Source organism: Arabiibacter massiliensis (assembly GCF_902386925.1).
In the GTDB taxonomy this organism is placed as follows: Bacteria; Actinomycetota; Coriobacteriia; order Coriobacteriales; family Eggerthellaceae; genus Arabiibacter; species Arabiibacter massiliensis.
Map to the genome: position 1 here is coordinate 2857060 of NZ_LR698996.1, position 24639 is coordinate 2881698.

The window sequence follows — 24639 nt, forward strand, 5'->3', positions numbered from 1 at the left end:
CTTCGCGCAGAAAGGAGAAGTCCGGCGCGCCGGACGGAACGAATCATGACCTCACAACTTTTGGAGACGCTCCCCCTCGAAGACGGCTTCGTCATGCCGGCCGAGTACGAGCCGCAGGACGGCGTGTGGCTCGTCCTGGCCGAGGATCTGACCAGCTGGTACAACGGGGGCTTCCCCGCCCGCGCCTCGCAGCGCAAGATCGTGCGGGCCATCAACGAGGCCGGCACGCACGTGAACCTGGCGGCGAGCGCGCGCACCTTCCTGGTGGCGGAGGACCTGTTCTCCGACATGGACGTGACGCTGTACGAGATGTCCTCGAACGACTGCTGGGCGCGCGACACCGGCGCCATCTACGTGAAGAACCGCGCCACGGGCGAGGTGCGCGGCGTGGACTTCAAGTTCAACTCCTGGGGCGGCGAGCAGCGCGGTTGTCACGGCTGCATGCTCGACTACGGCGCGGACGACCTGGTGGCGCGCAAGATGCTGCAGGCCACCGGGCACGATCGCTACCGCACGCCGTTCGTGCTGGAGGGCGGCTCCATCACCACCGACGGCGAGGGCACGGTCATCACCACGGAGAGCTGCCTTTTGAACCCCAACCGCAACCCCGACCTCTCCCGCGAGGAGATCGAGGGCATGCTGCGCGACTACCTGGGCTTCCAGAAGGTCATCTGGCTGCGCTCGGGCGTGGATTGCGAGGACGGCGAGACCGACGGCCACGTGGACGACGTGTGCGCGTTCATCGGGCCCGCCGAGGTGGTGTGCTGCTACGCCGAGGACGAGGACAACGAGTACTACGAGGTGTTCAAGGAGTGCTACGAGACGCTGTGCGGTCAGACCGACGCGCAGGGCCGCCCGCTCACCGTGCACAAGCTGACCGCGGCGAACCCCTTCCGCTTCTCGAAGGAGGAGGCCGAGAACCTGGCGCCTGCCCAGGGCATGGCGGAGGATCCCGACGGCACGTGGCGCTGCGAGGGCGACTTCGCCGTGCCGAGCTACGCGAACTTCCTCATCACGAACGGCGCGATCATCTTCCCGGTGTACGACCTGGACACCGACGAGGAGGCCGCGGCGCGCATGCGCGAGATCGTCGGCGACCGCTACCGCGTCATCCCGGTGCCGGCGCACGCCATCGCGCTGGGCGGCGGGTCGGTGCACTGCATCACCCAGCAGGTCCCGAGCGCGGGGTAGCCGCCGCGATGGACGGGCCGCGGTGCCGACGTGCGTCGCGGCCCCTTCGTGCCGCGTTCCGCCCATCCCCCCCGATCTTCGCTCCAAAAACACGCCTCGTGCGCTGAGGCGTGTTTTTGGAGCGAAGATGCGTCCCGCGGCGCGGGGCAGTTGAAGCTCATGGACAAAATCGGCCTTCGGGACTGATTTTCCCGCGGAGATGCCGCTGAAGAACGAAGAAACCCCTGGTCGCAACAAGCCGGCCCAGGGGTTTCGAGCGGAAAATCAGTCCCGAAGGCCGATTTTGTCCATGATGCCGCCGATCATTGTTAAGCTGGCGCGGCGGCAACCTCCTCCGCCTGCGCGCGCTTGAGGCGGCGGGTCTCGCGGAAGGCGAGGGCCATGGCCAGGGCGGCGGCCAGGAAGTCCGCGGGCGGCTGCGACCACCACACGCCCGTGAGGCCGAACGCGGCGGCCATCACCACGATGAGCGGGATGGCGAAGATGAGGTAGCGGCACACGCCCAGCACGATGGAGGCGCGCTCGCGGCCGACGGCCTGGAAGTACGCCGAGGCCACCTGTGCCATGAAGCCGAGCGGCGCGCACACGAGCAGCGGCAGGAAGTGCGACGCCGTGAGCTCCACGAGCCCCGCGTCGTCCCCGCCGATGAAGAACGCCGAGATGGGGACCGCGAACACGATGACCAGCGCGCACACCGCCGCCATGACGGCCACCGTGCCGCCCAGGCTCACCTTCACCAGCTCGCGCAGGCGGTCGAAGCGCCGCGCGCCGCAGTTGTAGCTGGCGATGGGCTGCAGGCCGTACGTGGCGCTCAGGCACAGCATGTCCAGAAGGTAGATGACGTAGCCGTTGATGACGGAGAACGCCGCCAGGTCGCCGTCGCCACCGAGCGAGCCCAGGTAGTTGTTGATGACGATGGTGTACACGAGGCTCGCGGCCTGCACGAGGAACAGCGGCAGGCCCTGCCACAGGATGTCGCGGCACAGCCGCAGGTCCAGCTTCATGCCGTGGAGCCTCACCTTGAAGGCCGACTTCTTGCTGAACTGGAAGTACAGGATGGCGAAGAACCACAGCCCCGTGCTCATGCCGTAGTAGGCACCCGCCGCGGCGAACCCGAGCTGCAGCACGTACACGCACAGGTACAGCCACAGAAGCGACACGGCCGACGCGATGATGGCCAGGGCCGACGACAGCGAGGGCTTCTCGTCGGTGCGCAGCAGCGCGCACAGCAGCTGGCCGAGCGTGCAGAACGGGTAGAAGCACATGAGCAGCCGGATGAAGCCGACCACCTGATCGTGGATGTCGGCCGTGGCGCCCAGGAGCGTCGCTATCTGCGGAGCGAAGAGCGCGATGGCCGCCGAGAGCGCCACCAGCACGTACGTCGAGAGCCAAAAGCCCTGGTTGAACGCCTTCTGCGCGCCCGCCGCGTCGCCCGCGCCGAGGCGCTGCCCGGCGACGGCCGCTGTGCCCATGCCGAGCGCGCCGCCGAGCGCCAGGTTCAAAAGCTCGAGCGGCAGGATGACGGTGACGGCCGCCAGCCCGAGCGGTCCCAAGCCGTTGCCGATGATGAGCCCCTCAAGCACCACCATCACCATCTGCGCCAGCATGCCCGCGAAGGTGATGGCCGCGTAGCGGGCGAAGAGCGGTTTGATGGGGGCGGTTCCCAGCTCGCGTTCGGTCGGTTCCGGTTCGATGAGCAGCTCGTCCATGCCGTCGGCCTCCTCGCCTCGGGGCGTTCACTGCCCGCACCATACCGCACCGCGGCCCGCCGCAGGGGATTAAATGGGTAAGGGGAGCGCGCCTGTTGGGTATAAATAGGTTTATCCCGAGCGTTGCGGCTCCCCCGGGTTCCGGCCGGGGGAGCCTGAAAGGAAGGGGAGGGGTCTCGCTTACGCTTCGTGCACCTTGCGTCCGCCCAGGTAGGTGGCCAGGACGCGCGCCTTCAGGATGTCCTCGGGCGCGCAGGAGACGAGGTCGGCGTCCAGCACGGCCATGTCGGCCAGCTTGCCGGGCTCAAGCGTGCCCACCTCGTCGCCGCGCCCGGCGGCGATGGCGCTGCCGCGGGTGTAGGCGCGCACGGCGTCGGCGGCGGAGATCCTCTCCTGGGGCTGCCAGCCGCCCGCCGGCTCGCCCGTGGCCGGGCTCTGCCGCGTGACGGCGTCGTAGATCACCTCGCGCGAGTTGATGTCCACCACCGGCGAGTCGGTGCCGAACGAGAACTTCACGCCGCGCTCGAGGTAGGTGCGGTAGGGCCACATCCACTGCGCGCGCTCGGGCCCCAGGTCGCGCTCGATGCCGTTGGGGTCGAGCACCGTGTGCGGCGGCTGGCAGTTGGCGCACACGTCCAGCTCGGCCAGCCGCGCGATGTCCTCGGGCAGGAAGTTCTCCAGATGCTCCAGGCCGTTTTGGCCCTTCGGCGCGCCGAACTTCTCGCGCGCCTCCTCGAAGATGTCGAGCGCCACGTGGATGGCGCGGTCGCCGATGGTGTGGATGCGCACGGCGAAGCCCTCCTCGGCCGCGCCCAGCACGATGCGCCGCATGCGCTCGGGGTCGGTGACCGGTGCGCCGCAGTCGCCCTCGAAGTAGGCGTTCGCGTACGGCTCGGTGAGCCACGCGGTGTGCGTGGACGACACGCCGTCGAAGAACTGCTTGAGGCCGGGCGAGCGCAGCATGTCGTCGCCCGCGAACTCGTCGCGCAGCTTCCGGGCGCGCGTCAGATCTTCCAGCGCGGTGGGGAACATGTTGATGCGCACGGTCAGCTCGCCGCGATCGCGCAGGTCGCGGTACACATCGTCGCGCACGAAGTCGCCGCCGGGCACGGCTAGAAGCGACACGTCGCACACGCTGGTGATGCCCTCGGCGTTGAGATCGGCCAGGAACTGCTTGATGCCGGCGGCCGTCTCTTCTTCGTTGAACTGGAGCATCGCAGGAATGAGCTTCGTGGCCGCCATCTCCTGGATGATGCCGGTCAGCTCGCCGTTCTCATCCTTCTGGTAAATGCCTCCGGCGGGCGGCACCGAATCCTTCGTGATGCCGAACTTCTCCAGGCCCTTCGAGTTCGTCCACAGCGTGTGGGAATCGCCCGACTGCAGGCACACGGGGCGGTCGGGGTAGGCTGCGTCCAGAATGTCCTTCGTCGGCAGCACCGGGTTGTCCCACAGCGGGTGGTACCAGCCGTACGACAGCATGAACTCGCCGCGCGGCCGGGCGTCCTCCACGGCTTTGAGCGCCTCCACGCAGTCCTCGGGGCAGGTGCCCTCGCAGAACACCACGTAGGGCGAGCGGTCCATGGCCGACGGGAAGAAGTGCAGGTGGGAGTCGTGGAAGCCGGGGCATACGAACGCATCGCCCCAATCCTCCACAACGGTGCCGGGTCCGGCGTACGCCTGCGCCTCGTCGGCGGGGCCCACGAACACGATGCGCCCGTCGGCCACGGCGACCGCGCCTGTCAGGGGCTCGTCCTGCCCCGGGGTAGCGGTAAAGATGCGCGTGCTCTTTATGACGAGATCGGCCGGTTTCATGCGACGGCTCCTTCCTCGACGGGGGCTGCCTGCGCGGGCTCGGCCGCCAGGCCGTTCAGGCGGCGCACCTCGCGCACGACGAACACCATGGTGAACGCGAAGCACAGCACGTCGGCGACGGGCTGTGCCCACCACACGCCCGTGATGCCCATGAACGACGACATCACGATGATACAGGGAACGGTGAAGATAAGATAGCGGCTCATGCCGAGGACGGTGGCGATGACCACCTTGTCGACGGCCTGGAAGTACGCGGACATCACGTTGGACGCGGCGCCCAGGCACGCGAGCACGCACAGCGGCAGGGTGTTGGCCGAGGCCAGCGCGATGAGGTCGGGCTCGTCGCCGCAGAAGATGGTGCAGATGGGCACGGCGAACGCGATGAACAGGCCGGCGATCACGGCGATGGCCGCGGCGGTGTCCACGATGGAGGCGCGGATGAGCGTCTTCAGGCGGTCGGGACGCTTCGCGCCGTGGTTCACGCTGGCCAGCGGCTGCACGCCGTAGGTGGAGCAGAGCCACATCATATTGAGGATGTACACGAGGTACCCGTTGAGGATGGCGAACGCGCCGATTTCCAGGTCGCCGCCCAGCACGCCCAGGTAGTTGTTGATGACGGTGGTGTACACGAGGCTCGCCGCCTGCACGAGGAACGTGGGCAGGCCGATGACGAGGATCTCCTTGCAGAGCTTGCCCTCAAGCTTCATGTCGGCGAGCTTGATCTTGAACTTCGTGTTCTTGCTGAACAGGAAGTAGAACACCACGACGAACCACAGGCCGATCGAGATGCCGTAGTACACGGCGGCGCCGGCCACGCCTATGTTTGCCAGGAAGATGGAGCAGTACAGCCACACGACGGCCAGCACGGCCGAGCCGAACATGGCGGCGGTGGCCAGCGCCGGCTTCTCGTCCACGCGCAGCACCGACGACATCATCTGGCCGAGGATGCAGAACGGATAGAAGCACACGAAGATGCGCATGAACGTGACCACGCCGTCCACGAGGTCGGGCGTCGCGCCCAGCATGAGCGCGAGCTGCGGCGCGAAGATGAAGATGAGCACGCTGATGGCCAGGATGATGAACGTCGAGAGCCAGAATCCCTGCGAGAACGCCTTGCGCGCCCCGGCGGCGTCGCCCGCGCCCAGGCGGTTGCCCGCCACGGTGGCCACGCCCATGCCGAGCGAGCCGCCCAGCGCCAGGTTCAGCAGCTCGAGCGGCATGATGATGCCCACGACGGCCAGCCCGAACGACCCCAGCCCGTTGCCGATGATCACCCCCTCCAAGATAACCATGACGGCCTGAGCGGCCATGCCGATGAGCGTGATAAGAGAGTACTTGACGAACAGCCCGTGCACCGGCTTGGTTGCGAGCTCGCGATCCTCCTCAGCCATTGGCGCTGCCCTCCTTTCTCCGAAACGGCCCCATGCCGTTTCCTCCTTGCCGCGACCATACGCGCCGGGCGAGCAAGGGGGCAAGTTTAGAAGGGTTTGGAAGCGCCCCGACCGGGGTTAGAAAGGGTTAGCAGGCTTGTGATCAGGCGCGACAGCGAGGTGAAGCAGCTTCGGCGGCCATTGCGCGGATCGTGCCCTCTGCGTTGGCCGGCTTGCAGCTCCCAAGCCCGTGCGGTCGATTCGCCGTTTTTTGAGCAGAAATTGCGGTAAAGGATCATTTCGGGGCCGATCCCGCACCCAGATGCGGGAAAAAGGCGCGCATCGCCTCGTGCAACAAGCGTGCGAACAGGGAAAATGGCAGAGCGCATCTGCTTCGCGAGGCGGCGTTGATCCTTTACCGCAATTTCTGCACAGAAATTCGCGAATCAGCTGCACGAGGGAGCGTGGCGGCGGTAAGCCCCTCCGGTTTCGAAGGGCAAGAGGGGGATGGGAGCGGAATGGGGCGTCGCACTCGGGCGGCTCGCCCTCTCCGCCCTCTAGTCTTCTTTCCAGAAGCTTTGGAGGAGTTGCTGGCGGGAGCTCACGTCGGCCTTGCGGTAGATGTTGTGCACGTGGGCCTTCACGGTGCCGAGCGACAGCGTGAGCGCGCTCGCGATGTTCTGGTTGTCCTTGCCCTCCAGCATGAGCGCCAGCACGTCGCGCTCGCGCGGGGTGAGCCCGCAGCGGTCGGCGTAGCGCGCGAGCTGGGTGTGGGCACGCCGTTCGACGTTGGTGCTCGTGGCCGTGGGCGGCTCGTGGAAGCGCACGGCGAGCGCGCCGGCCGTCGAGCGGATGGCCAGCACGGCGCAGAAGATGACGGCGACGTTCTCGCAGATGTTGCGCTCGCTCAGGTGGTAGAGGAACGTCTCGTTGGGAATAAGCGGCGCGAGCCAGTACATCATGAGCGAATCCTCGGCGAACACGAGCACCACCAGCACGACGAATGCCAGATACGCCCGCCGGTAGCGTCCGAGGTGGCGGCGTAGCGCGTCGTCGGCATGGCGCCGGTACGCCCAGAGCGCGTAGCCGAGCGACGCAAGCACGCACAGATCGCGCACGCTGTAGAACAGCCACTGGCTCAGGCGCGTATCGGGCACGAACAGCACGGCGGCCGCCTGCACGACGCCGCACACGGCGCACGGCACGATGATGCGCCGCCAGGTGCGCCGCTCGACGATCTCCAGCACGAGCCACCACACGCTGCCGATGAACAGAAGCGAGAACGCCAGCTTGATCCACGGATGCAGGAAGGGGAACGTGAGCACGCCCTCCGCGGTGGCGGGCTTCAGATACGAGTATTCGTCCAGGAAGATGAGGGACGTGTCCAGGCAGAACGCGAGAAAGAACGCCATGACCCCCAGGTAGAACCCGCGCCGCGACACGAAGTAGGCCGACAGCGCCTGACTCGCCGAGAACAGGCACATGAGTATGAACAGCATCGTGTAGCAGAACCAGATCTCGCTCACGCCATCTCACTCCTTCCAGAAGTCCTGGATGAGTTCTTGGCGGCTGGGGTGGCCGGTCTTCTTGAGGATGTTGTGCACGTGGGCCTTCACGGTGCCCAGGGCCAGCTGCAGCTCGCTCGCGATGTTCTGGTTGTCCTTGCCCAGCAGCACGAGCTCCAGGATCTCGCGTTCGCGCGCCGTCAGCTTGTGGCGCGCGCAGAACGCGGGCAGCAAATCGTCGATGTGCTGGCGCACCACGGGGTTCTCGGACACGGGCGGCTCCTTGAAGCGCAGCCGCAGCGTGGCGGCCGACTCGCGCAGGCTGAAGAACGCGAACGCCAGCATCAGGAAGTTCTCGGAGAAGTTGCGCTCGGAGAGGTAGAGGGGCAGCATAGTGGACGAGGCCGGGTCGGGGTCCCATACCAGCATCATGAACACGTCCTCGACGACGATGCACAGCGTGAGCACGAGCGTGATCAGGAACAAGGGCTCCTGGCGGCGCATCCGCGTCTTCTCGATCTCGTCCGTGGCCGTGCGGTAGCGCAAAAGCGCGTAGCTCAGGCACCAGAAGATGAACAGCTGGCGCATGGTGTAGAACAGGAACTGCTTGTACTGCCCCTCGGGCATGAAGGCCACGATGCTCACGCTGAGCGCCACGAACGCCACGGCCGGCGCGAGGCGCATCGCCAGCCGTTTCTCGTCGAAGAACTCGCACGTCACCAGCCACATGGCCTCGATGGTGCCCAGGGCGAAGAATATCCGCAGCCCCGGCTGGTCGATGGCGTAGAACGCGTCGAGCGGGAAGTCGGTGTTCTGGCCCAGGTACTCGTTCTGGAAGATGAGCGCGATGTCGAGGAAGTAGAAGAAAAAGAACGCCACCATATAAAGGAGGCTGCGTTTGCGCGACACGAAGTAGGCGGAAAGGGAGACGGCTCCCGCGACGATGCAGGCGAGCATCACGAGGATGGTGTAGAAGTAGAAGCCTATCTCCATGGTTTAGATCCCCTCGCTTTCTCGCAGCAGGGCCCGCCGTGTCGGTCGGAAGCTATTCTATCTCTGAGATTATGCGCTTGTTACGGGGTTGGAAACAACTTGTCGTGCCTTTGAAGAATACCAGATCGGAAGGCTAAACACACCGGATTATTTCGGGTATAGGTTTTTTCACCGCAAAATAATCTTCATTATTCCTTCACAGGCGTCCGTTATGGCCGCATGCTGTGCCCCAAGAGATGCGGCCGTGAAAAGGAAAGCGGCCGCGGACAATCCGTTAAGGAGGAATCGCATGGCTGTGAAGGACTACATCGACACCAACGACTTCACCAAGGAAGAGCTGCTCGACATGATCGAGCTGGCCCGCTCCATGAAGGCTATGATCAAGGAAGGCGGCCGCTATCCGCTCATCCTCAAGAACCAGACGCTCGGCATGATCTTCCAGCAGGTGTCCACCCGCACGCGCATCTCCTTCGAGACGGCCATGACCGACCTCGGCGGCCACGCGCAGTTCTTCGGCCCGGGCACCATCCAGCTCGGCGGCCACGAGACGCTCGAGGACACCGCGCGCGTCATGGGCTCGCTCGTGGACATTCTCATGGCCCGCGTGAACCGCCATCCCGACGTGGTGGGCCTGGCCGCGAACTCCGCCGCCCCCGTCATCAACGGCATGTCCGACTACAACCACCCCACCCAGGAGCTCGGCGACCTGCTCACCATGATCGAGAACCTGCCCGAGGGCAAGAAGATCGAGGACTGCAAGCTGGCCTTCATCGGCGACGCCACGCAGGTGTGCGTGTCGCTCATGTTCATCGCCTCCAAGATGGGCATGGACTTCGTGCACTTCGGCCCCAAGGGCCATCAGGTGACCGACGGCGGCCTCGTGGTCGACAAGACGGTGGACATCATGGCCATCGCCGAGGAGAACTGCAAGGTGTCCGGCGGCACCATCACGGTGTCCGACGACATCGAGAGCATCAAGGGCGCCGACTTCATCTACACCGACGTGTGGTACGGCCTCTACGACGAGGAAGAGGGCGGCGAGTCCTACATGGACGTCTTCTACCCCAAGTACCAGGTGACCATGGACATGATGAACTTCGCCGGCCCGAACTCCAAGTTCATGCACTGCCTGCCCGCCACCCGCGGCGAGGAAGTGGTGGACGAGGTCATGGACGACCCCGAGCGGTCGCTGTGCTGGGTGGAGGCCGAGAACCGCAAGCACTCCATCCGCGCCATCCTCGCGTACCTGTGCCCCAAGACCAAGGAGAACGCCGCCGTGGCCGACGAGGCCGAGGCCCGCATGAACGCCGTGCTCTCCAAGATCGCCAAGTAAAACGGGTTCCGCTCCGGCGGCCCTGTGCCGCCGGATCCGTTTTCCGATAAGCGCCCCACCGGGCCGGGCCCGCGCCGACAAGCTGACGCGACCCGGTGGGGCTGACCCCCTGGAAGGGGAGACCAATGGGTAATAAAGTCAAGAAGTTCTCTTTCATCAGCGTCATCCTGTCCGTGATCTGCGTCGTGTTCGTGGCCGAGGCCGCGGCCCCCGCCGCCGCTATCGGCAACCAGCAGTTCTTCTGGTGGATCTTCCTCATCATCACGTTCCTGCTGCCCTACGGCATGGTGGTGGCCGAGCTGGGCACCACGTACGACTCCGACGGCGGTCTGTACGACTGGATCCGCGAGGCGTTCGGCGACCGCTGGGGCAGCCGCGTGGCCTGGTACTACTGGATCAACTTCCCGCTGTGGATCGCCTCTCTGGCCACGCTGTTCCCGGACATCTTAGGGATGGTGTTCGGCGTTGAGTTCGAGCTGGCGCCGGTGCTGCTCATCGAGCTGGCGTTCGTGTGGATCGTCGTGTTCATGAGCTTCTCCAAGGTGTCCGATTCCGCGTGGATCCTCAACGGCGGCGCCGTGCTGAAGGTGCTCATCGCCGTTGCTGTTGGCGGCCTGGGCATCTGGTACGCCGTGACGCACGGGTTCGCGAGCGACATGTCGCCGGCCACGTTCCTGCCCGACCTGGGCAACACCAACGCGCTCACGTACCTGTCCATCATCCTGTTCAACTTCATGGGCTTCGAGGTCATCTGCACCTTCGCCGGCGCCATGAAGAACCCCGAGCGCGACATCCCCAAGGCCATCGTGCTGGGCGGCCTGGCCATCGGCGCCATCTACCTGTTCGCCAGCTTCGGCATCGGCGCGGCCATCCCGGCCGACCAGATCGACCCCGACTTCGGCATGATCTACGCCGTGGCCACCATGGTGGGCGAGATGTCCCCCATCTTCATGATCATCTGCATCATCTTCCTGGTCACCCTGTTCGCCAACATGGCCTCCTGGTCGTTCGGCGTGAACTTCGTGGCCGACTACGCCGCCAAGCACGGCAATATGCCCAAGGTGTTCTCGCATGAGAACAAGAAGACCGAGATGCCCACCGGCGCGGCCATCGTGAACGGCATCGTGGCGTCGCTCGCGCTCATGCTGCAGCTCATCCCCATCCCGGCCATCTCCGACGGTATCTTCTGGATGCTGTTCTCCATGAACGTGGTGTTCCTGCTCATCAGCTACATCCCCATGTTCCCGGCGTTCCTGAAGCTGCGCAAGGTTGACCCGGATCGCAAGCGCATCTTCCGCTTCCCCTTCAAGGGCGGCCTCATGTACGTGATGCTGATCATCCCCGCCGTCGAGCTGGTGCTGGCCATCGTGGCCACCATCGTGCCGCTCAACGGCACGGAGGAGGAGCTGTCGAAGATCCCCATGCTCATCGGCGTGCTGGTGTTCGTGGTGCTGGGCGAGGTCGTGCGCCTGTGGTCGAAGCGCGGCCGCACCGACGAGTACAGGGGTCTGACGCCTGAGATGGCTACGGCCCGCCTAGCTGAGGAAGCCGCTGCCGAAGAGGCTGGCGAAGGCGAGGAGGCCGAGGCTGCTGCAAGCCCCGCCGCCGAGGAGCCCGAGCCCCAACCGGTAGCGTAACGGCAAGAAAGCACTGTCGCGTTGGCGCCGCCCGGATTGTCATCCTGAGCGGAGCGCCGAAGGCGCGGAGTCGAAGGATCCCGCGCGGCGCCAGCGACCATCGTTCCAACAAGCACTGTCTGCTCCAACCTTATTTGTGCACTGCTAACCAAAAACAGAAAGGTGTGCATCATGAAGACGATTCACGAGTCCGAGTCCACCCCGAAGGCCGACGGCTACCGCATGCCCGGCGAGTTCGAGCCGCAGACCCGCATCTGGATGGCGTGGCCGCACCGCACCGACACCTGGGCGTGGGGTGCCAAGCCGGCCCAGAAGCAGTACGCCGCCGTGGCCCGCGCCATCGCCGAGTTCGAGCCCGTCACCATGTGCGTGAACCAGGCCGACTACGCCAACGCCAAGGCCGTGTTCGAGGACGACGAGAACGTCACCGTGATCGAGATGACCACCGACGACGCGTGGGTGCGCGACACCGGCGCCACCTGGGTCGTCAACGGCGAGGGCGACAAGCGCGCCGTGCACTGGCACTTCAACGCCTACGGCGGGTTCGAGAACGGCCTGTACTTCCCGTGGGACAAGGACGAGCAGATCGCGCTCAAGATGGCCGAGATGAGCGGCTGCCGCCGCTACCGCCCCGAGAGCTTCATCCTCGAGGGCGGCTCCATCCACGTGGACGGCGAGGGCACGGTCATCACCACCGACATGTGCCTGCTCGACCCCGGCCGCAACGCGTCGGCCACCGATTACGAGCCGTGGAGCGAGGAGCTGCGCGCGTACTGCGACGAGCAGCTGAAGAAGTACCTGGGCGTGGAGAAGGTCATCTGGGTGAAGGACGGCATCGACCCCGAGGAGACCAACGGCCACATCGACGACGTCGCGCAGATCGTCGCGCCCGGCAAGGTGATGTGCATCTGGTCGGACGACCCGGACTACCCGTTCTACAACGAGTGCCATGCCGCCTACGAGACGCTGTCCAACGCGACGGACGCCAAGGGCCGCAAGCTCGAGGTGACCAAGCTCTGCATGCCGGTGAAGCCGCTCTACATGGACCAGGCGTCCTGCGACTCCATCGACACCGAGGAGTACGCCGAGCCCCGCGTGGCCGACGAGCCGCTCATCGCGTCCTACATGAACTTCCTGATCGTGAACGGCGGCGTTATCGTGCCGCAGTACGGCGACGAGAACGACGCGCTGGCCGTGCAGCAGATCCAGGCCGCGTTCGACGAGGCCTGGGGCGAGGGCGCCTACAAGGCCGTGGGCGTGCGCACCGACCAGGTGGTCTTCGGCGGCGGCAACATCCACTGCATCACCCAGCAGGAGCCCGCGGGCAAGTAGCTTGCAGGTTGTCATCCTGAGCGGAGGCCGAAGGCCGAAGTCGAAGGATCCCGCGCGGCGCCAGCCGGACCGGCCGGCGCCGCAGCCAGAAGCTTTCCCCTTGCCGGATGAACTCGACCGGCCTTGACACCCGGCTCCATCTCGGCATTTTCCAGATGGCCGCCGCCTTGGCCCCTCTAGACGAGCCGCTGCGCAGCGGCTCGTCTAGAGGGGCCAAGGCGGCGGCCATCTGGAACGCCAGGGGCCGTCCTTTTTCGATCCCACCCCCCCCGACAGAAGGAGGACCATCATGCCCTACACCCTCGGAGACGGCAAGACCGTCGTCATCGCCCTCGGCGGCAACGCCCTGGGCAACACCCCCCAGGAGCAGCTGGAGCTCGTGAAGAACACGGCGACGCACATCGTCGACATGATCGAGGACGGCACCAACGTCGTGGTCTCCCACGGCAACGGCCCGCAGGTCGGCATGATCAACAACGCGTTCGCCTACGCGAGCGCCAACGACGGCAAGACGCCCGAGATGCCCTTCCCCGAGGCCGGCGCCATGAGCCAGGGCTACATCGGCTACCAGCTCTCCCAGGCCATCCTGAACGAGCTCAAGGCCAGAAACATCCTGCGCTCCACGGCCAACGTCATCACGCAGACCGTGGTGGACCCCGACGACCCGGCGTTCCAGAACCCCACCAAGCCCGTGGGCGCGTTCCTCTCCGAGGAGGAGGCCAAGGCCAAGGCCGCCGAGACCGGCTGGACCTACAAGGAGGACGCCGGCCGCGGCTGGCGCCAGGTCGTGGCCTCCCCGAAGCCCGTGCGCATCGTCGAGTTCGACGCGGTGCGCGACCTGGTGAACGACGGCTACGTGGTCATCTCCACGGGCGGCGGCGTGCCGGTGTTCGAGGTCGACGGCGCCTACGAGGGCGTGCCGGCGGTCATCGACAAGGACCGCTCGAGCGCGCTTCTCGCCCGCAAGCTCAAGGCCGACATGCTCATCATCCTCACCGCGGTGGAGAAGGTGTGCGTGAACTTCAACAAGCCCGACCAGGCCGAGATCTCCGAGATGACGGTCGCCGAGGCCGAGGAGTACATCGCCCAGGGCCAGTTCGCCCCCGGCTCGATGCTGCCCAAGGTGGAGGCCTGCATCGAGTACGTCGAGCAGTACCCGGCCGGCAAGGCCCTCATCACGAGCCTCGAGTGCGCCGCGGCGGGCCTGCGCGGCGAGACCGGCACGGTCATCACGGCGTAAGGCCGCCGCGAGCTCCGAGCGCCCCCAAGCGCCCCGCCCGGCTTCGGCTGGCGGGGCGCTTTTACATCTGGGTTCGTGCCGGCCCCCCCAGTGCGTGAAAACCCCTCGTTCGTGGCAGAAATCGACGGAAAATGATCATCGGCACAAGGCTGTTTTCACATGCCAAAATGTATCGGCTTCCTGAACAGGCACTATGCGGGAAAGCAGAATCGCTCGCCTCGGCGCAGGCCGACAAGGGCTCCTCGAATGATCATTTTCCGTCGATTCCTGCCACGAAAGGCCGTTCCTCTTGCACGCGCCTCCCGAGCTGGCCGCTTATGGTGCACGCAAATACGTTGCAAGTAGAATATCTGCGTGCATTGCTGACGCTCCGTCCGCGTCTGCGTATTGATGTTCGTTTATCCCGCCATTTATCCCGCCATTTATCTTCAAGTTCCATCTATCAGGCCTTATGAAGGATTTTATTCCGTCATCCGCATCGCTTAAAACCATCCAGCTACCGGTTTTGTTCGAGCCTCTTCTGGCGATGAAGCCCGCGTCTCGAAGCTCTTTGAGCGATCGTTCGACTGTTCGGATCGACCTGCTTGTGCGTTCGGAAATCTGCGCCACGGTCAAGTCGGATTCTGCTTTGACCACACGGAAGACTTCCAGTGCTGCCGGGGAAAGCGTCCAGCCGGGTTCCGGCTCCGTCGTTGGCGGCATTCGTGACATGTGGGCGGGCCTGTTTGAGAGCGAGCTGTCCTGCGACGAGCGCATGGTTATCTTGTACCCGAAATGCCAGGCTGATCGCGAGATGATGCAAAAGGCGAATCCGCATGTGGGCCGCCTTGGCCGCGTTCCTCGTCGTCTTCGTCGCGTTCGATTGGGGGCGACGGGGCGGGGCGTCTGCACGCGTTCTTGCGTTTCGGACGCAGAAATCTCCCTCGTGCGAACCATGGAGCTTTCCTCGGACGATCTCCGCACGCTGCGAGCATTTGCGACCTGGGGTTTTCGCAAAATTGAGTCAACGAGTCCCTTGCGACCCTCTCGGAGGATTCGCACGAGGGAGGTTTTTGAGTCATTCGGGTCGAATTCGATGCAGGAAGGCGAAGAGAAGGGCGTCAAGATGTCGGCTTCGTCGCTCACCGCACCTCGATCCAGGCGTGGTAGTAGTCGTAGCGCTTCCCTTCCTCTTCCGAGTAGTCGAACGTCAGGTACTGCGCGATCACCGCGCCGGGCTCCAGCCCCAGCGCCCGGATGCGCTCGACGTGGCGCGCGACGTCGTTTCTCTGCGCGTAGCAGTAGTCGGTGCGCACGAGGCACTCGTAGTAGCGTCCCTCGTGACCACCCGACTTCCATACCGGCTCGGACTCCGTCGCCTCGGTGGGCTTCGAGGCGCAGTCGACGTACGCGTCCGGCGACGAGGCGTCCTCGATGAAAAAGCAGTAGCTGGTGGCGAGGTCGTCCAGGTACGCCTGCAGCGACGATTCCTCCTTCATGCCGAACGGGTACAGCACGTCAACCTCGGGCTTGTCCACCAGGCGGCTGCCGCGCGCCTGCACCATGTAGAACTCGCGAATGCGGCGGTTGTAGAGCGAAAGGCGCTCAAGCGTCTTGCCCAGGCCCTGCATCTGCTCGACGGTGTCGGCGATCGCGCGATCCACGGCGCTCGCCGTCTCCTTGACGGGCGACTCCATCAGGCCCTTGATGTCCTTCACCGGGATGCCGATGCTGCGGTAGAACAGGATGTCGCCCAGCTCCACCAGCGACAGCAGCGAGTACTGCCGCCAGCCGCCGCTCTCGGTGCGCACGGGTGTGACGAGGCCCTCGTCCTCGTAGTAGCGCAGCGTGGACTGCGGCACGTGCAGCAGCCTGGCTATCTCGGAGATGCTCAGGGAATCCCAGTAGCCCTCGTCCTTCGACTCGCTCATGGCGGCTTTCCCTCCCGGTCTTGGAGGCGGGCCGAAACCTCAACCTACTTGAACTTCGCACGCGCATCAAGCGGCCCTCCGCGTGCCGGATACTCGGAAGTGTAGCAGGTGGTGCCCCCTCGGCTCGCGCGAAAATTCGGGCTTGCTCTTCGAGTTCCTTCAGAACCTACCATACAACCAGCGAGGCCCGCGCTGAAGAACAGTCGGAGCAAAGAGGTCGGCGCGAGGGCGCAGACCGCATGACGAAGGAGGATTCCATGACGAAGCACTTCCTGGACCTGATGGATTTCACCAACGACGAGGTGTACGAGCTCATCGAACTGGGGCGCATGCTCAAGCGCGCCGACAAGCTGGGCGCGTGCCCGCACCTGCTGGACGGCGCAAGCCTGGGCATGATCTTCGACGAGCCGTCCACCCGCACGCGCATCTCGTTCGAGGTGGCCATGACGAAACTGGGCGGCCATGCCCTGTACCTGCGCCCCGGCGAGATCCACCTGGGCAAGTCGGAGACGGTGAAGGACACGGCACTTGTCATGTCCCGCCTTTTGGACGCCATCGAGATCCGCTCGTGCGCCGACGACGAAATCGCCGGCCTGGCCGAGCATGCGAGCATCCCCGTCATCAACGGCATGGGCACGTACCTGCACCCCTGCCAGTGCCTCTGCGACCTGATGACGATGTCCGAGCATCTGCCGACGGGCAAGGCGCTCTCCGACGTCACGCTCGTGTTCGTGGGCGACGCCACCGTCTACGAGAACGTCGGCACCGCGCTGTCGCACATCCTGCCGCGCCTCGGCGCGCATTTCGTGTACTGCGCCCCGGAGGGCTACGTGGCCGACGAGGCATTCTACGCGCCGGCGCGCCGCGCGTGCGAGGAAGGCGGCGGCACGTTCGAGATCGTGCACGACCCCAAGCAGGCCGTGCGCGACGCCGACTACATCTACTCGTCGGTCATGTGGTACGACGGGTTCGACGCCGACCGCGAGAAGCGCATGCGCGACTTCCTCCCCGACTACCAGATCAATGAGGATCTCATCGCCTGCGCGCCCGCCCACGCCGAGTTCATGCACTACCTGCCCGCCCAGCGCGGCTTCGAGATGACCGACGCCGTGATGGACCACGAGCGCTCGCTTCTGTGGGACGGCGCGGAGAACCGCCTGTACGGCGAGATGGCCATCCTGGTCAAGCTCATGCGCGGGCGTCTGCCGCATGCGTCGGCCGAGGTGAAGGCCCAGCAGAAGGCCCTCATCGAAACCTGGATAGCCGAGAACCTGTAAGGAGGGCAGCGCCATGGAAAAGGAGAAAGGGCTCGGTCGGCTCGACATCGTATGCGGCATCATCTGCGCCATCCTGTTCGCCGACGTCCTCATCTCGAACACGTCGGTGGGGCCGTCGGTCATCGTGTGGTGGCTCATCATCGGCGTGGTGTTCTTCATCCCCAACGGCCTGGTGACCGCCGAGCTCACGGGTGCCTATCCCGAGAAGGGCGGCATCTACGGGTGGGTGGACAAGGCGTTCGGCTCGCGCTGGGCGGGGCGGCTGTCGTGGTTGTACTGGATCAACTGCGCGCTGTGGATGCCGTCGGGGTTCATCTGGTTCAGCGGCGCCCTGTGCGGGGCGTTCTTCCCGGAGATGGGCTACCTCGCGCAGGTGGCCGTGTCCATCGGCATCACGTGGATCACGGTGTTCGTGGCGTCGATGCCCATGACGGAGAGCAAGTGGATCGTCAACCTGGGAGGCGTGGCCAAGGTGCTCATCTTCCTGGCCGTGGGCGCGTGCGGCGTCGCCATGGCGCTCCAGGGCAACCCGCCCGCCAACGAGTTGAGCGCCGCCACCATGATGCCCACGCTCGACCAGGGGCTTCAGTACCTGCCGGTCATCGTGTACTGCTGCTGCGGCCTAGAGGTGCTGGCCATGAGCGCGCACGAGATGAAGAACCCCAGCAGGGACCTGCCGAAGGCCGTGATCGGCGTGGTGATCCTTGCCATCGCCATGAACGTGTTCGCCTCGTGGGGCGTGCTGCAGACCGTGCCGCTTGAGGAACTCGACCTGGTCACCGGCATCGGGACGGTGGCGAGCGTGGCCTTCGGCTCACAGCTGGTGTCAAACGTCGTGCTGGTGCTTTTGCTGTTCGGCGTGTTCGTGCAGATGATCACCTGGAGCATCGCGGGCAGCCGCGGCGCCGCCGAGGCGGGGCAGGCCGGCGAGCTTCCCGCCGTGTTCGGCCGCGAGACGAAGCGCGGCGGCATGCCCGTGGGAGCGCTGGTCATCTCGGGCATCGTGTCCACGGTGACCATCGTGGTGTACGGGTTCATGGCGGAGTCGGCGTCCGACCTGTTCTTCACGCTGCTCGCATTCAGCTCCATCATCTTCTTCATGCCCTACGTCATCATGTTCGCCGCCTACATCCGCCTGAAGAAGGCCGACCCGGACGTCGAGCGGCCCTTCAAAGCTCCCTGCGGCGTGGTGCTCTCCGTGGTGTGCACGATCGTGCTAATCGCGGCCATGGTGCTGTTCGTGTGGGTGCCCGGGCAGCCCTTCGATGCCGCGTACGGCGTGCCCATCCTCGTCGGGCTGGCGCTGACACTGGGCATTGGGGAGCTCATGCAGCGCCGACTCGTGCGGAAGCGCGCGAGGGTCGAGCAGGGGCCGGACGAGGCCGCCGAAGCGATCTAGACTATCAGGAAGGAAACCATCGTGGCAATCACCATTGCAGATTCAACTCCGAAGCAGGACGGGTTCTACTTTCCCGGCGAGTGGGAGAAGCAGACGAAATGCTGGATCGGCTGGCCGTTCCGCACCGACGTGTGGCCCGGCGGCGCCAAGCCCGCGCAGCGCGCCATGGTCGAGGTCATCAAGGCCATCGCGCGCTTCGAGGAGGTGAACGTGTGCGTGCCGCGCGAGCAGTACAAGACCGCGCGCTGCGCTATCCCCGAGCATCGCAACATCAAGGTGATCGAGATGTCCTGTGACGACGGTTGGCTGCGCGACATCGGCCCCACCTTCCTGCGCAACGCTGTCGGCGAGATCAGGGCCGTGGACTGGCTCTTCCAAGCGTGGGGCGGCCTTGAGGAGGGATTCTACTTCCCTTGGGACCAGGACGACCTGGCAGCGCGCAAGGTGTGCGAAATCGAGAACGTCGACCGCTACCGCGCGCCCATCATCCTGGAAGGCGGAGCCATCTTCGGCGACGGCGAGGGTACGGTGCTCGTGACCGAGTCCTCGGAGCTGGTGCACAATCAGAACAAGATGGGCAAGGACGAGCTGGAGGGACACCTCAAGGAGTACCTCGGCGCCGAGAAGGTCATCTGGCTCAAGAACGGCGTGGCTTACGACAGCGTGTGGGGACATGTGGACCTTGTGTGCTCCTTCGTGCGTCCGGGTGAGGTGCTGCTGGCTTGGACGGACAACGAGGCCGACGAGAACTACCGGCTCATGCGCGAGAATTTGGAGATCCTCGCGCGCGAGGCCGACGCGCGGGGCCGTGCGTTGAAGGTGACGAAGCTGCACCTGCCCGACCCGCTGTTCTTCACCGCCGAGGAGGTTGCGTCGTTCGACACGGCGGAGGACACCACCGCTTTCGCAGAGGGCGACCGCATAGGCGCGAGCTACATCAACTACTTCCTGGGCAACGGCTGCGTCGTGGTGCCGCAGTTCGGCGACGAGGTGCATGACGCGATGGCGGTGAGAACGCTCCAGGAGGTCTTCCCCGACCGAGAGGTCATCGGCCTGCCGGGCCGCGCCATCCTCATGGGCGGCGGCTGCTTCCACTGCATGACCCAGCAGCAGCCCGCAGGCGAGTAGCGCCATTCGCGCCCGCGCCCCGCCCGGTTTCGCCGCCCGAGCAGGGGCGCGTGCACGGTTTTCGGCCTGCGCGACACAAAAATCCCCCTCGTGTGAACGGCTTGGAGGAAATCAGGGAGCCGTAGCGCATTCGATCACCACAGCCTTCTTCTTGAACAGGGGAAACATTAGGGCGGTCGCTGCGTTCTCGAAAGCCTGCTCCGATAGCTTTGTCACGAAGGGGGATTTTGTGTCGCCGGGGCGCTTTCGCATGCTAGAATAGCCGCAACGAAGAGCCAGTGCGGACGCCCTTCTCCTCGAAGCGGCCCATTGCGGAAACCGTGCCCGCGTTTCCCCTCCCACGTTCGCAAGATCCTCTGAAGCCCAGGGCTCAAAGGGGGTCGTATGCCTTCGTCCATCTTCCAATCGAAATCCACGCGAAGCTGGAGGCGGTTCGCATGAGCGCCCCGTCGGTGTGTTTCGGGCATCGAACTGCTTTTCAAATCCTGCGCACGACGGATCCCGCCGCATTTTCCGTCTTGCGAGGCAATGCGTGCGCGCTTCCCGGGAAAGCGCCGTACGCTGACGAGCTCGAACGAGTCGTTGAGCAGCTCCAGGCAGCCCATCCCGGCATCCTCATCGAGAGCCCCGTGCACCTCTTGGTGTCCGACGCTGCCGGACGGCACCCCTCGCGTGCATGCGAGACCCATGTGTGTTCGGCACAGCTTCATGGCCGGTCGCTGTTGCGCCTCGGCGGAGGCGCGTCCGTGAGCGCTGCGGCTCTCGCTCTTGCGCTTTCCGCAGGTCAAGCAGATGATATGGTGGCGCTTTTGCAGCTCGTCTATGAGGCGTGCGGCACGTATCAAACTCGTCGCACCGGCGTTCCTCCCGCTTATCAGGTGAAGTCCCTCGCTTCCGTTCGGACGCTTGCCGACTTCGCGGCGCGCAATCCGACGTTGCGCGGAGCGAAGAGGCTGGCTCACGCTTTGCGCTATGCGGCCGACGGCTCGGCTTCCAGTCGCGAGACCAAAAACGCCCTCGTCTTCGGCCTGCCTATGATGCACGGTGGGTTGGGGACGGGAATCCCGCACATGAACTACGAGGTGCTGGCGAGCCCTGCCGCGCGGGCGCTCACCGGCAAGTCGAGCTTTCGCTGCGATCTGTGCTGGCCCGAGGCGAAGCTCGACGTGGAGTACCAAAGCCGGGAATGCCACGAAGGGGAGGAGAAGCGCATTTCGGACTCGAGGAGGACGAACGCCCTTCTCTCTATGGGGTGGACGGTCATCGGCATCACGAACGACGAGCTGAACAGCGTGGTCGCCACCGACGCGATTGCCGAGACGATCCGGAAGCACCTTGGGAAGCGTTCCCCGGTGAGGGTGTCTCATTATCACGAGAGGAAGCTCAAACTCAGGCGGCAGCTTGGGCTTCCGATAGGGTATGACGATCTCTGGTGCACGTGATTCTCCCCTCCGCTGTTAAACCAATATTGACATAGTCCCTTTCCCGGGACATGCGAAGCGGGTCCCTTGCCCTACGATGCGATCGTCGAAAAAGCACGAGGGAAAGGACCCGCCATGGGGATTATAGACCAAGTCGCGACGATGCCGCTCGCCGAGAAGCGCGAGCTGGCCGAGGCGCTCAGGAGGGCCATCGCGGAGGACCTCGCCGCACGCTACCGCCTCGAGCCCGACCGCTGCCCGAGGTGCGGCTGCCCCGCCTTCGTGAGGAAGGGCAGCGACTCGTCCGGCCAGCGCTGGCTGTGCCGGGGGTGCGGGCGCACCTTCGGGGCGAAGACCCTGTCCCTGCTGGGCCGCTCCAAGCTGCCCGCCTCGGCGTGGATGGAGTTCGCGGCGTGCATGGCCGACGCCCTCCCCCTGCGCGAGACTGCGAGGAGGGTCGGCACCTCGCTCTACACCGCCTGGTTCATGAGGATGCGCGTCTGCGAGGTCATGGGGCGCAGGCTGCTGCCCCTGCGGGGGGAGTCCTTCGAGGTCGACGGCACATATCTTCACGAGTCCCTGCCGGGCGACCACTCGCGCAGCGGATGGTTTCAGCTGGGGCGGGAGCCCCACCGCACCGGGCACGAGGCCGACAAGGGAACCTGCGTGCTGTGCGGGGCGAGCGAGCTGGGCGACTGCTTCTGCGAGATCATCGACGGAGCCGAGGACTCCGCGAGCGTGATGGTCGTGCTCGGCGCGCGCCTGCCCGCCTCGTGCGGGGTCGTGACCGACGGGTGGAAGGCCTACAACGCCCGGACGCTCGAGGGCAGGCCCCACGAGGTGCGCGGAAGCAAGGAGCTCGAGATGGTCAACTCCCTGCACTCGAGGCTCAAGTCCTTCGTCGGCCGGTTCAACGGCGTGTCCAACCGCCGGCTCCAGCGCTACCTCGACTGGTTCTGCTGGCGCGAGCAGTTCCGCTTCAGCGCGAGGGATCGCAGGGAGCTCCTGTACGGCCACGAGGCGGCGGGGCGCTACGTCTGCACGCGGCAGCTGACCCACCTGGAGAGCCGCCCGTTCATGAGCTGCGCCAACAGGTGGACGATCGGCGAGAGGTACGGGTATATGTCAATGGTGGTTTAACAGCGGATTCTCCCCAAATGGCACAAAAAGCTCCTTCGTGCGAATTCTGGTCTAGGGGATTCTGAAGGTCCACGACGCTTGTGCACCTGAAAGGCCAGGTCGGTAGAGCGGGCCTTTCAGGTGCACGCTTCCGATGTGGTTCGAGAGGCTTACTCGACTCGCACGAGGGGGCATTTTGTGTCGAAAACGCTCGAACGTGTGCAGAACGCCCCCGGCGGCGCGTTGCGGGCCGCCGGGGGCGCGGGGGAGGGGCTAGCCTTCGTAGACGATGCGGCCGTCGGACACGGTATAGAGCACGGTGGACTGGGAGATCATCTTGGGGTCCACCTCGAGGATGTTCTGGTCGAGCACCACCAGGTCGGCGCGCTTGCCTACCTCCACGGTGCCGATGAGGTCCTCCATGAAGTTCTGGTACGCCACGTTCTTCGTGTAGGCCTCAAGCATCTGGTAGGGCGTGAGCGCCTGCTCGGCCCAGCGGTGCATGTCGGTGTCCTCCTCGCCGGGGAAGGGGCTGTTGCGCGTGACGCCCACCTCGATCTCGTCGAGCACCACGTAGGGGGTCACGGGCGCGTCGGAGGCGCCGGACACGAGCACGCCGGCCTCCACCATGTCCTTCGTCGGGTACATGGCCAGCGCGCGCTCCTCGCCGATGTAGGCCGCCTCCAGCTCGTAGAGCGGGTCGCCGTACATCCAGAGGAACTGCAGCGCGCCGATGATGCCCAGGTCGGCCATGCGCTTGATGTCGTCGTGCTGGATGGCGCACACGTGCGTGATAGTGTGGCGCGCGTCGCGCTCGCCGTTCGCCTTGAGCGCTGCCTCGTAGGCATTGATGGTGCCGTTCACTGCGCCGTCGCCGATGGCGTGGACGTGCACCTGCAACCCCTCGGCGTCGAAGTCCTTCACCATGCGGTTGAAGTCCTCGTCCGACCAGATGGGCGAGCCGTGCCACGCGGCGCCGAGCCCCGCGGCTTCCAGGTAGGGCTCGATCATGACCGCCGTGCCGCTCTCGGTCACTCCGTCGTAGAAGATCTTCACCGTATTGGTGCTCACCATCTCGGAGTCGTAGCCGGCGCTGCCCTTGATGGCGGCCAGCACCTCGTCGTAGGTGTAGGCGGGATCCATCGTGGTCACGATGCGCATGCGCAGCTTGAGCTTGCCCTCCTCGTCCAGGCGGTGGTACAGCTCGTTGATGTCCAGGCCGCCGCGCGTGATGTTGGTGATGCCCGTGATGCCGTAGGAGTTGGCCTCGTGCATGAACTTCTCGAGACCCTGCTCCATCTGCTCGAAAGAGGTGGTCGCCGGCACCGCCGCCTGCACCAGGTCGTAGGCGGTGTCGGTCACGCAGCCGGACGGGTTGCCCTCAGCGTCGCGGTAGATGACGCCGCCCTCGGGGTTGGGCGTGGAGGCGTCGATGCCTGCCATCTCGAAGGCCTTGGAGTTGACCCAGGCCGAGTGGCCGGACACGTCCGTGATCATGACGGGCTTGTCGGGGCAGATGGCGTCGAGGTCGGCCTTGCTCGGGCCGGGGTTGGAGCCGTCGGGCAGCTGGTAGGCGTTCAGCATGAAGGGGCGGCCGAAGTACGCGTCCTGGTCGGGATGCTCCTTGACGAACTTCTCGATGGTGGCCAGGTACTCCTCGTTAGTGGTTTGGCCCTCCAGGTAGATGTTGAACAGCTGGTCGAGCCAGGTGGCCGGTGCGTGGATGTGGCCGTCCATGAATCCGGGCGAGAGGAACCCGCCATCGAGGTCGATCACCTTCGTCGCGTCGCCGATGAGCGCCTCGATGCCCGCGTCGTCGCCCACGTACACGATGGTGTTGCCGCGCACGGCCACCGCCTGAGCGACGTCGGACTCGCTCACCATCGTCTGCACGTGGCCGTTCTTAAATACGAGGTCGGCGGCCTCGCTTGAGGCGGCCGACTCCGCGGATGCCGGTTCCGGCGCGGCCTCGCCCGTAGAGCATCCCGCCAGTCCGCCCGTCATGAGCCCGAGGGCCGCGATGGCCGATCCTGCCACGAACGAGCGCCTCGTCAAAAGCGTATTGCCTTGCGTTCCCATGTCCGTTCTCCCTTCCTCGTAGCGGGCGCCCTTTTGCGGCGCCCTGCTCAACGTGGTGCGACTATACGATGGCTGATGGAAGAATCCCAGGTAAAGGGTGGATTACAAGCGGTTGATTTTTTCTCAACCCGCCTTTGAGCCTCGTTGAGGGCCTTGCCGGTCGAACGGGCGGGTATAATGCGAA

The 24639-nt window shown here is 65.3% G+C and carries 18 protein-coding genes; 10 read left to right on the forward strand and 8 right to left on the reverse strand.

Annotated elements, in window-relative coordinates:
- Positions 1-45: 45 nt before the first annotated feature.
- On the forward strand, positions 46-1191 hold the full coding sequence (locus FX134_RS12210; RefSeq protein ID WP_080802365.1) for an agmatine deiminase family protein: 1146 nt from the start codon (positions 46-48) through the stop codon (positions 1189-1191).
- Positions 1192-1499: 308 nt separating this feature from the next.
- On the opposite strand, the gene FX134_RS12215 is transcribed toward FX134_RS12210, so the two are convergent.
- From FX134_RS12215 to FX134_RS12235, 5 genes are all read right to left on the reverse strand, one after another.
- Positions 1500-2900 carry an MATE family efflux transporter gene (locus FX134_RS12215; RefSeq protein WP_080802367.1) on the reverse strand — a complete coding sequence of 467 codons (1401 nt, stop codon included), beginning with the start codon at positions 2898-2900 and terminating at the stop codon, positions 1500-1502.
- 180 nt (positions 2901-3080) lie between these two features.
- Entirely contained in the window at positions 3081-4712 is a 1632-nt protein-coding gene (locus FX134_RS12220) for an amidohydrolase (RefSeq protein WP_080802370.1), read from the reverse strand.
- Positions 4709-6103, reverse strand: coding sequence for an MATE family efflux transporter (locus FX134_RS12225; protein ID WP_080802373.1), 1395 nt, complete (start codon positions 6101-6103; stop codon positions 4709-4711). Before FX134_RS12225 ends, FX134_RS12220 begins: the two co-directional genes overlap by 4 nt.
- Before the next feature lie 536 nt (positions 6104-6639).
- The gene (locus tag FX134_RS12230) at positions 6640-7608 is read right to left on the reverse strand and encodes a helix-turn-helix transcriptional regulator (protein ID WP_080802375.1); all 969 of its coding nucleotides are present in this window, start codon (positions 7606-7608) and stop codon (positions 6640-6642) included.
- Positions 7609-7614: 6 nt separating this feature from the next.
- On the reverse strand, positions 7615-8580 hold the full coding sequence (locus FX134_RS12235; RefSeq protein WP_080802378.1) for a helix-turn-helix transcriptional regulator: 966 nt from the start codon (positions 8578-8580) through the stop codon (positions 7615-7617).
- A 289-nt stretch (positions 8581-8869) separates the two neighbouring features.
- Here FX134_RS12235 and ptcA point away from each other — a divergent pair, with 289 nt between their 5' ends.
- From ptcA to arcC, 4 genes are all read left to right on the forward strand, one after another.
- Positions 8870-9913, forward strand: coding sequence for a putrescine carbamoyltransferase (ptcA, locus tag FX134_RS12240; protein ID WP_080802380.1), 1044 nt, complete (start codon positions 8870-8872; stop codon positions 9911-9913).
- A gap of 125 nt (positions 9914-10038) precedes the next feature.
- Positions 10039-11550 (forward strand): APC family permease, encoded by a 1512-nt coding sequence (locus FX134_RS12245; RefSeq protein WP_080802384.1) that lies wholly within the window; start codon positions 10039-10041, stop codon positions 11548-11550.
- A 171-nt stretch (positions 11551-11721) separates the two neighbouring features.
- Positions 11722-12882, forward strand: coding sequence for an agmatine deiminase (gene aguA / locus FX134_RS12250; protein WP_080802386.1), 1161 nt, complete (start codon positions 11722-11724; stop codon positions 12880-12882).
- Positions 12883-13171: 289 nt separating this feature from the next.
- Positions 13172-14122: a carbamate kinase gene (gene arcC / locus FX134_RS12255; RefSeq protein WP_080802388.1), complete on the forward strand. Its 951-nt coding sequence runs from the start codon at positions 13172-13174 to the stop codon at positions 14120-14122.
- 315 nt (positions 14123-14437) lie between these two features.
- Here arcC and FX134_RS12260 read toward each other — a convergent pair whose 3' ends face one another.
- Together FX134_RS12260 and FX134_RS12265 are read right to left on the reverse strand one after the other, a co-directional pair.
- Positions 14438-14833 (reverse strand): helix-turn-helix domain-containing protein, encoded by a 396-nt coding sequence (locus tag FX134_RS12260; RefSeq protein WP_172623475.1) that lies wholly within the window; start codon positions 14831-14833, stop codon positions 14438-14440.
- 410 nt (positions 14834-15243) lie between these two features.
- Positions 15244-16032, reverse strand: coding sequence for a MerR family transcriptional regulator (locus FX134_RS12265; protein WP_080802391.1), 789 nt, complete (start codon positions 16030-16032; stop codon positions 15244-15246).
- A 257-nt stretch (positions 16033-16289) separates the two neighbouring features.
- Here FX134_RS12265 and argF point away from each other — a divergent pair, with 257 nt between their 5' ends.
- From argF to FX134_RS12290, 5 genes are all read left to right on the forward strand, one after another.
- A complete protein-coding gene (gene argF, locus FX134_RS12270; protein ID WP_080802393.1) occupies positions 16290-17309 on the forward strand; it encodes an ornithine carbamoyltransferase in 1020 nt (339 codons plus the stop codon).
- A gap of 13 nt (positions 17310-17322) precedes the next feature.
- Positions 17323-18708: an APC family permease gene (locus FX134_RS12275; protein WP_080802396.1), complete on the forward strand. Its 1386-nt coding sequence runs from the start codon at positions 17323-17325 to the stop codon at positions 18706-18708.
- A gap of 21 nt (positions 18709-18729) precedes the next feature.
- Complete coding sequence (aguA, locus tag FX134_RS12280; RefSeq protein WP_197735980.1) at positions 18730-19836, forward strand: agmatine deiminase; 1107 nt, start codon at positions 18730-18732, stop codon at positions 19834-19836.
- A gap of 797 nt (positions 19837-20633) precedes the next feature.
- On the forward strand, positions 20634-21278 hold the full coding sequence (locus FX134_RS14865; RefSeq protein ID WP_232050944.1) for a DUF559 domain-containing protein: 645 nt from the start codon (positions 20634-20636) through the stop codon (positions 21276-21278).
- 114 nt (positions 21279-21392) lie between these two features.
- On the forward strand, positions 21393-22397 hold the full coding sequence (locus tag FX134_RS12290; RefSeq protein ID WP_080802399.1) for an IS1595 family transposase: 1005 nt from the start codon (positions 21393-21395) through the stop codon (positions 22395-22397).
- Between the two features lie 252 nt (positions 22398-22649).
- On the opposite strand, the gene FX134_RS12295 is transcribed toward FX134_RS12290, so the two are convergent.
- Positions 22650-24455 carry an amidohydrolase gene (locus FX134_RS12295; protein WP_080802402.1) on the reverse strand — a complete coding sequence of 602 codons (1806 nt, stop codon included), beginning with the start codon at positions 24453-24455 and terminating at the stop codon, positions 22650-22652.
- Positions 24456-24639: the final 184 nt, after the last annotated feature.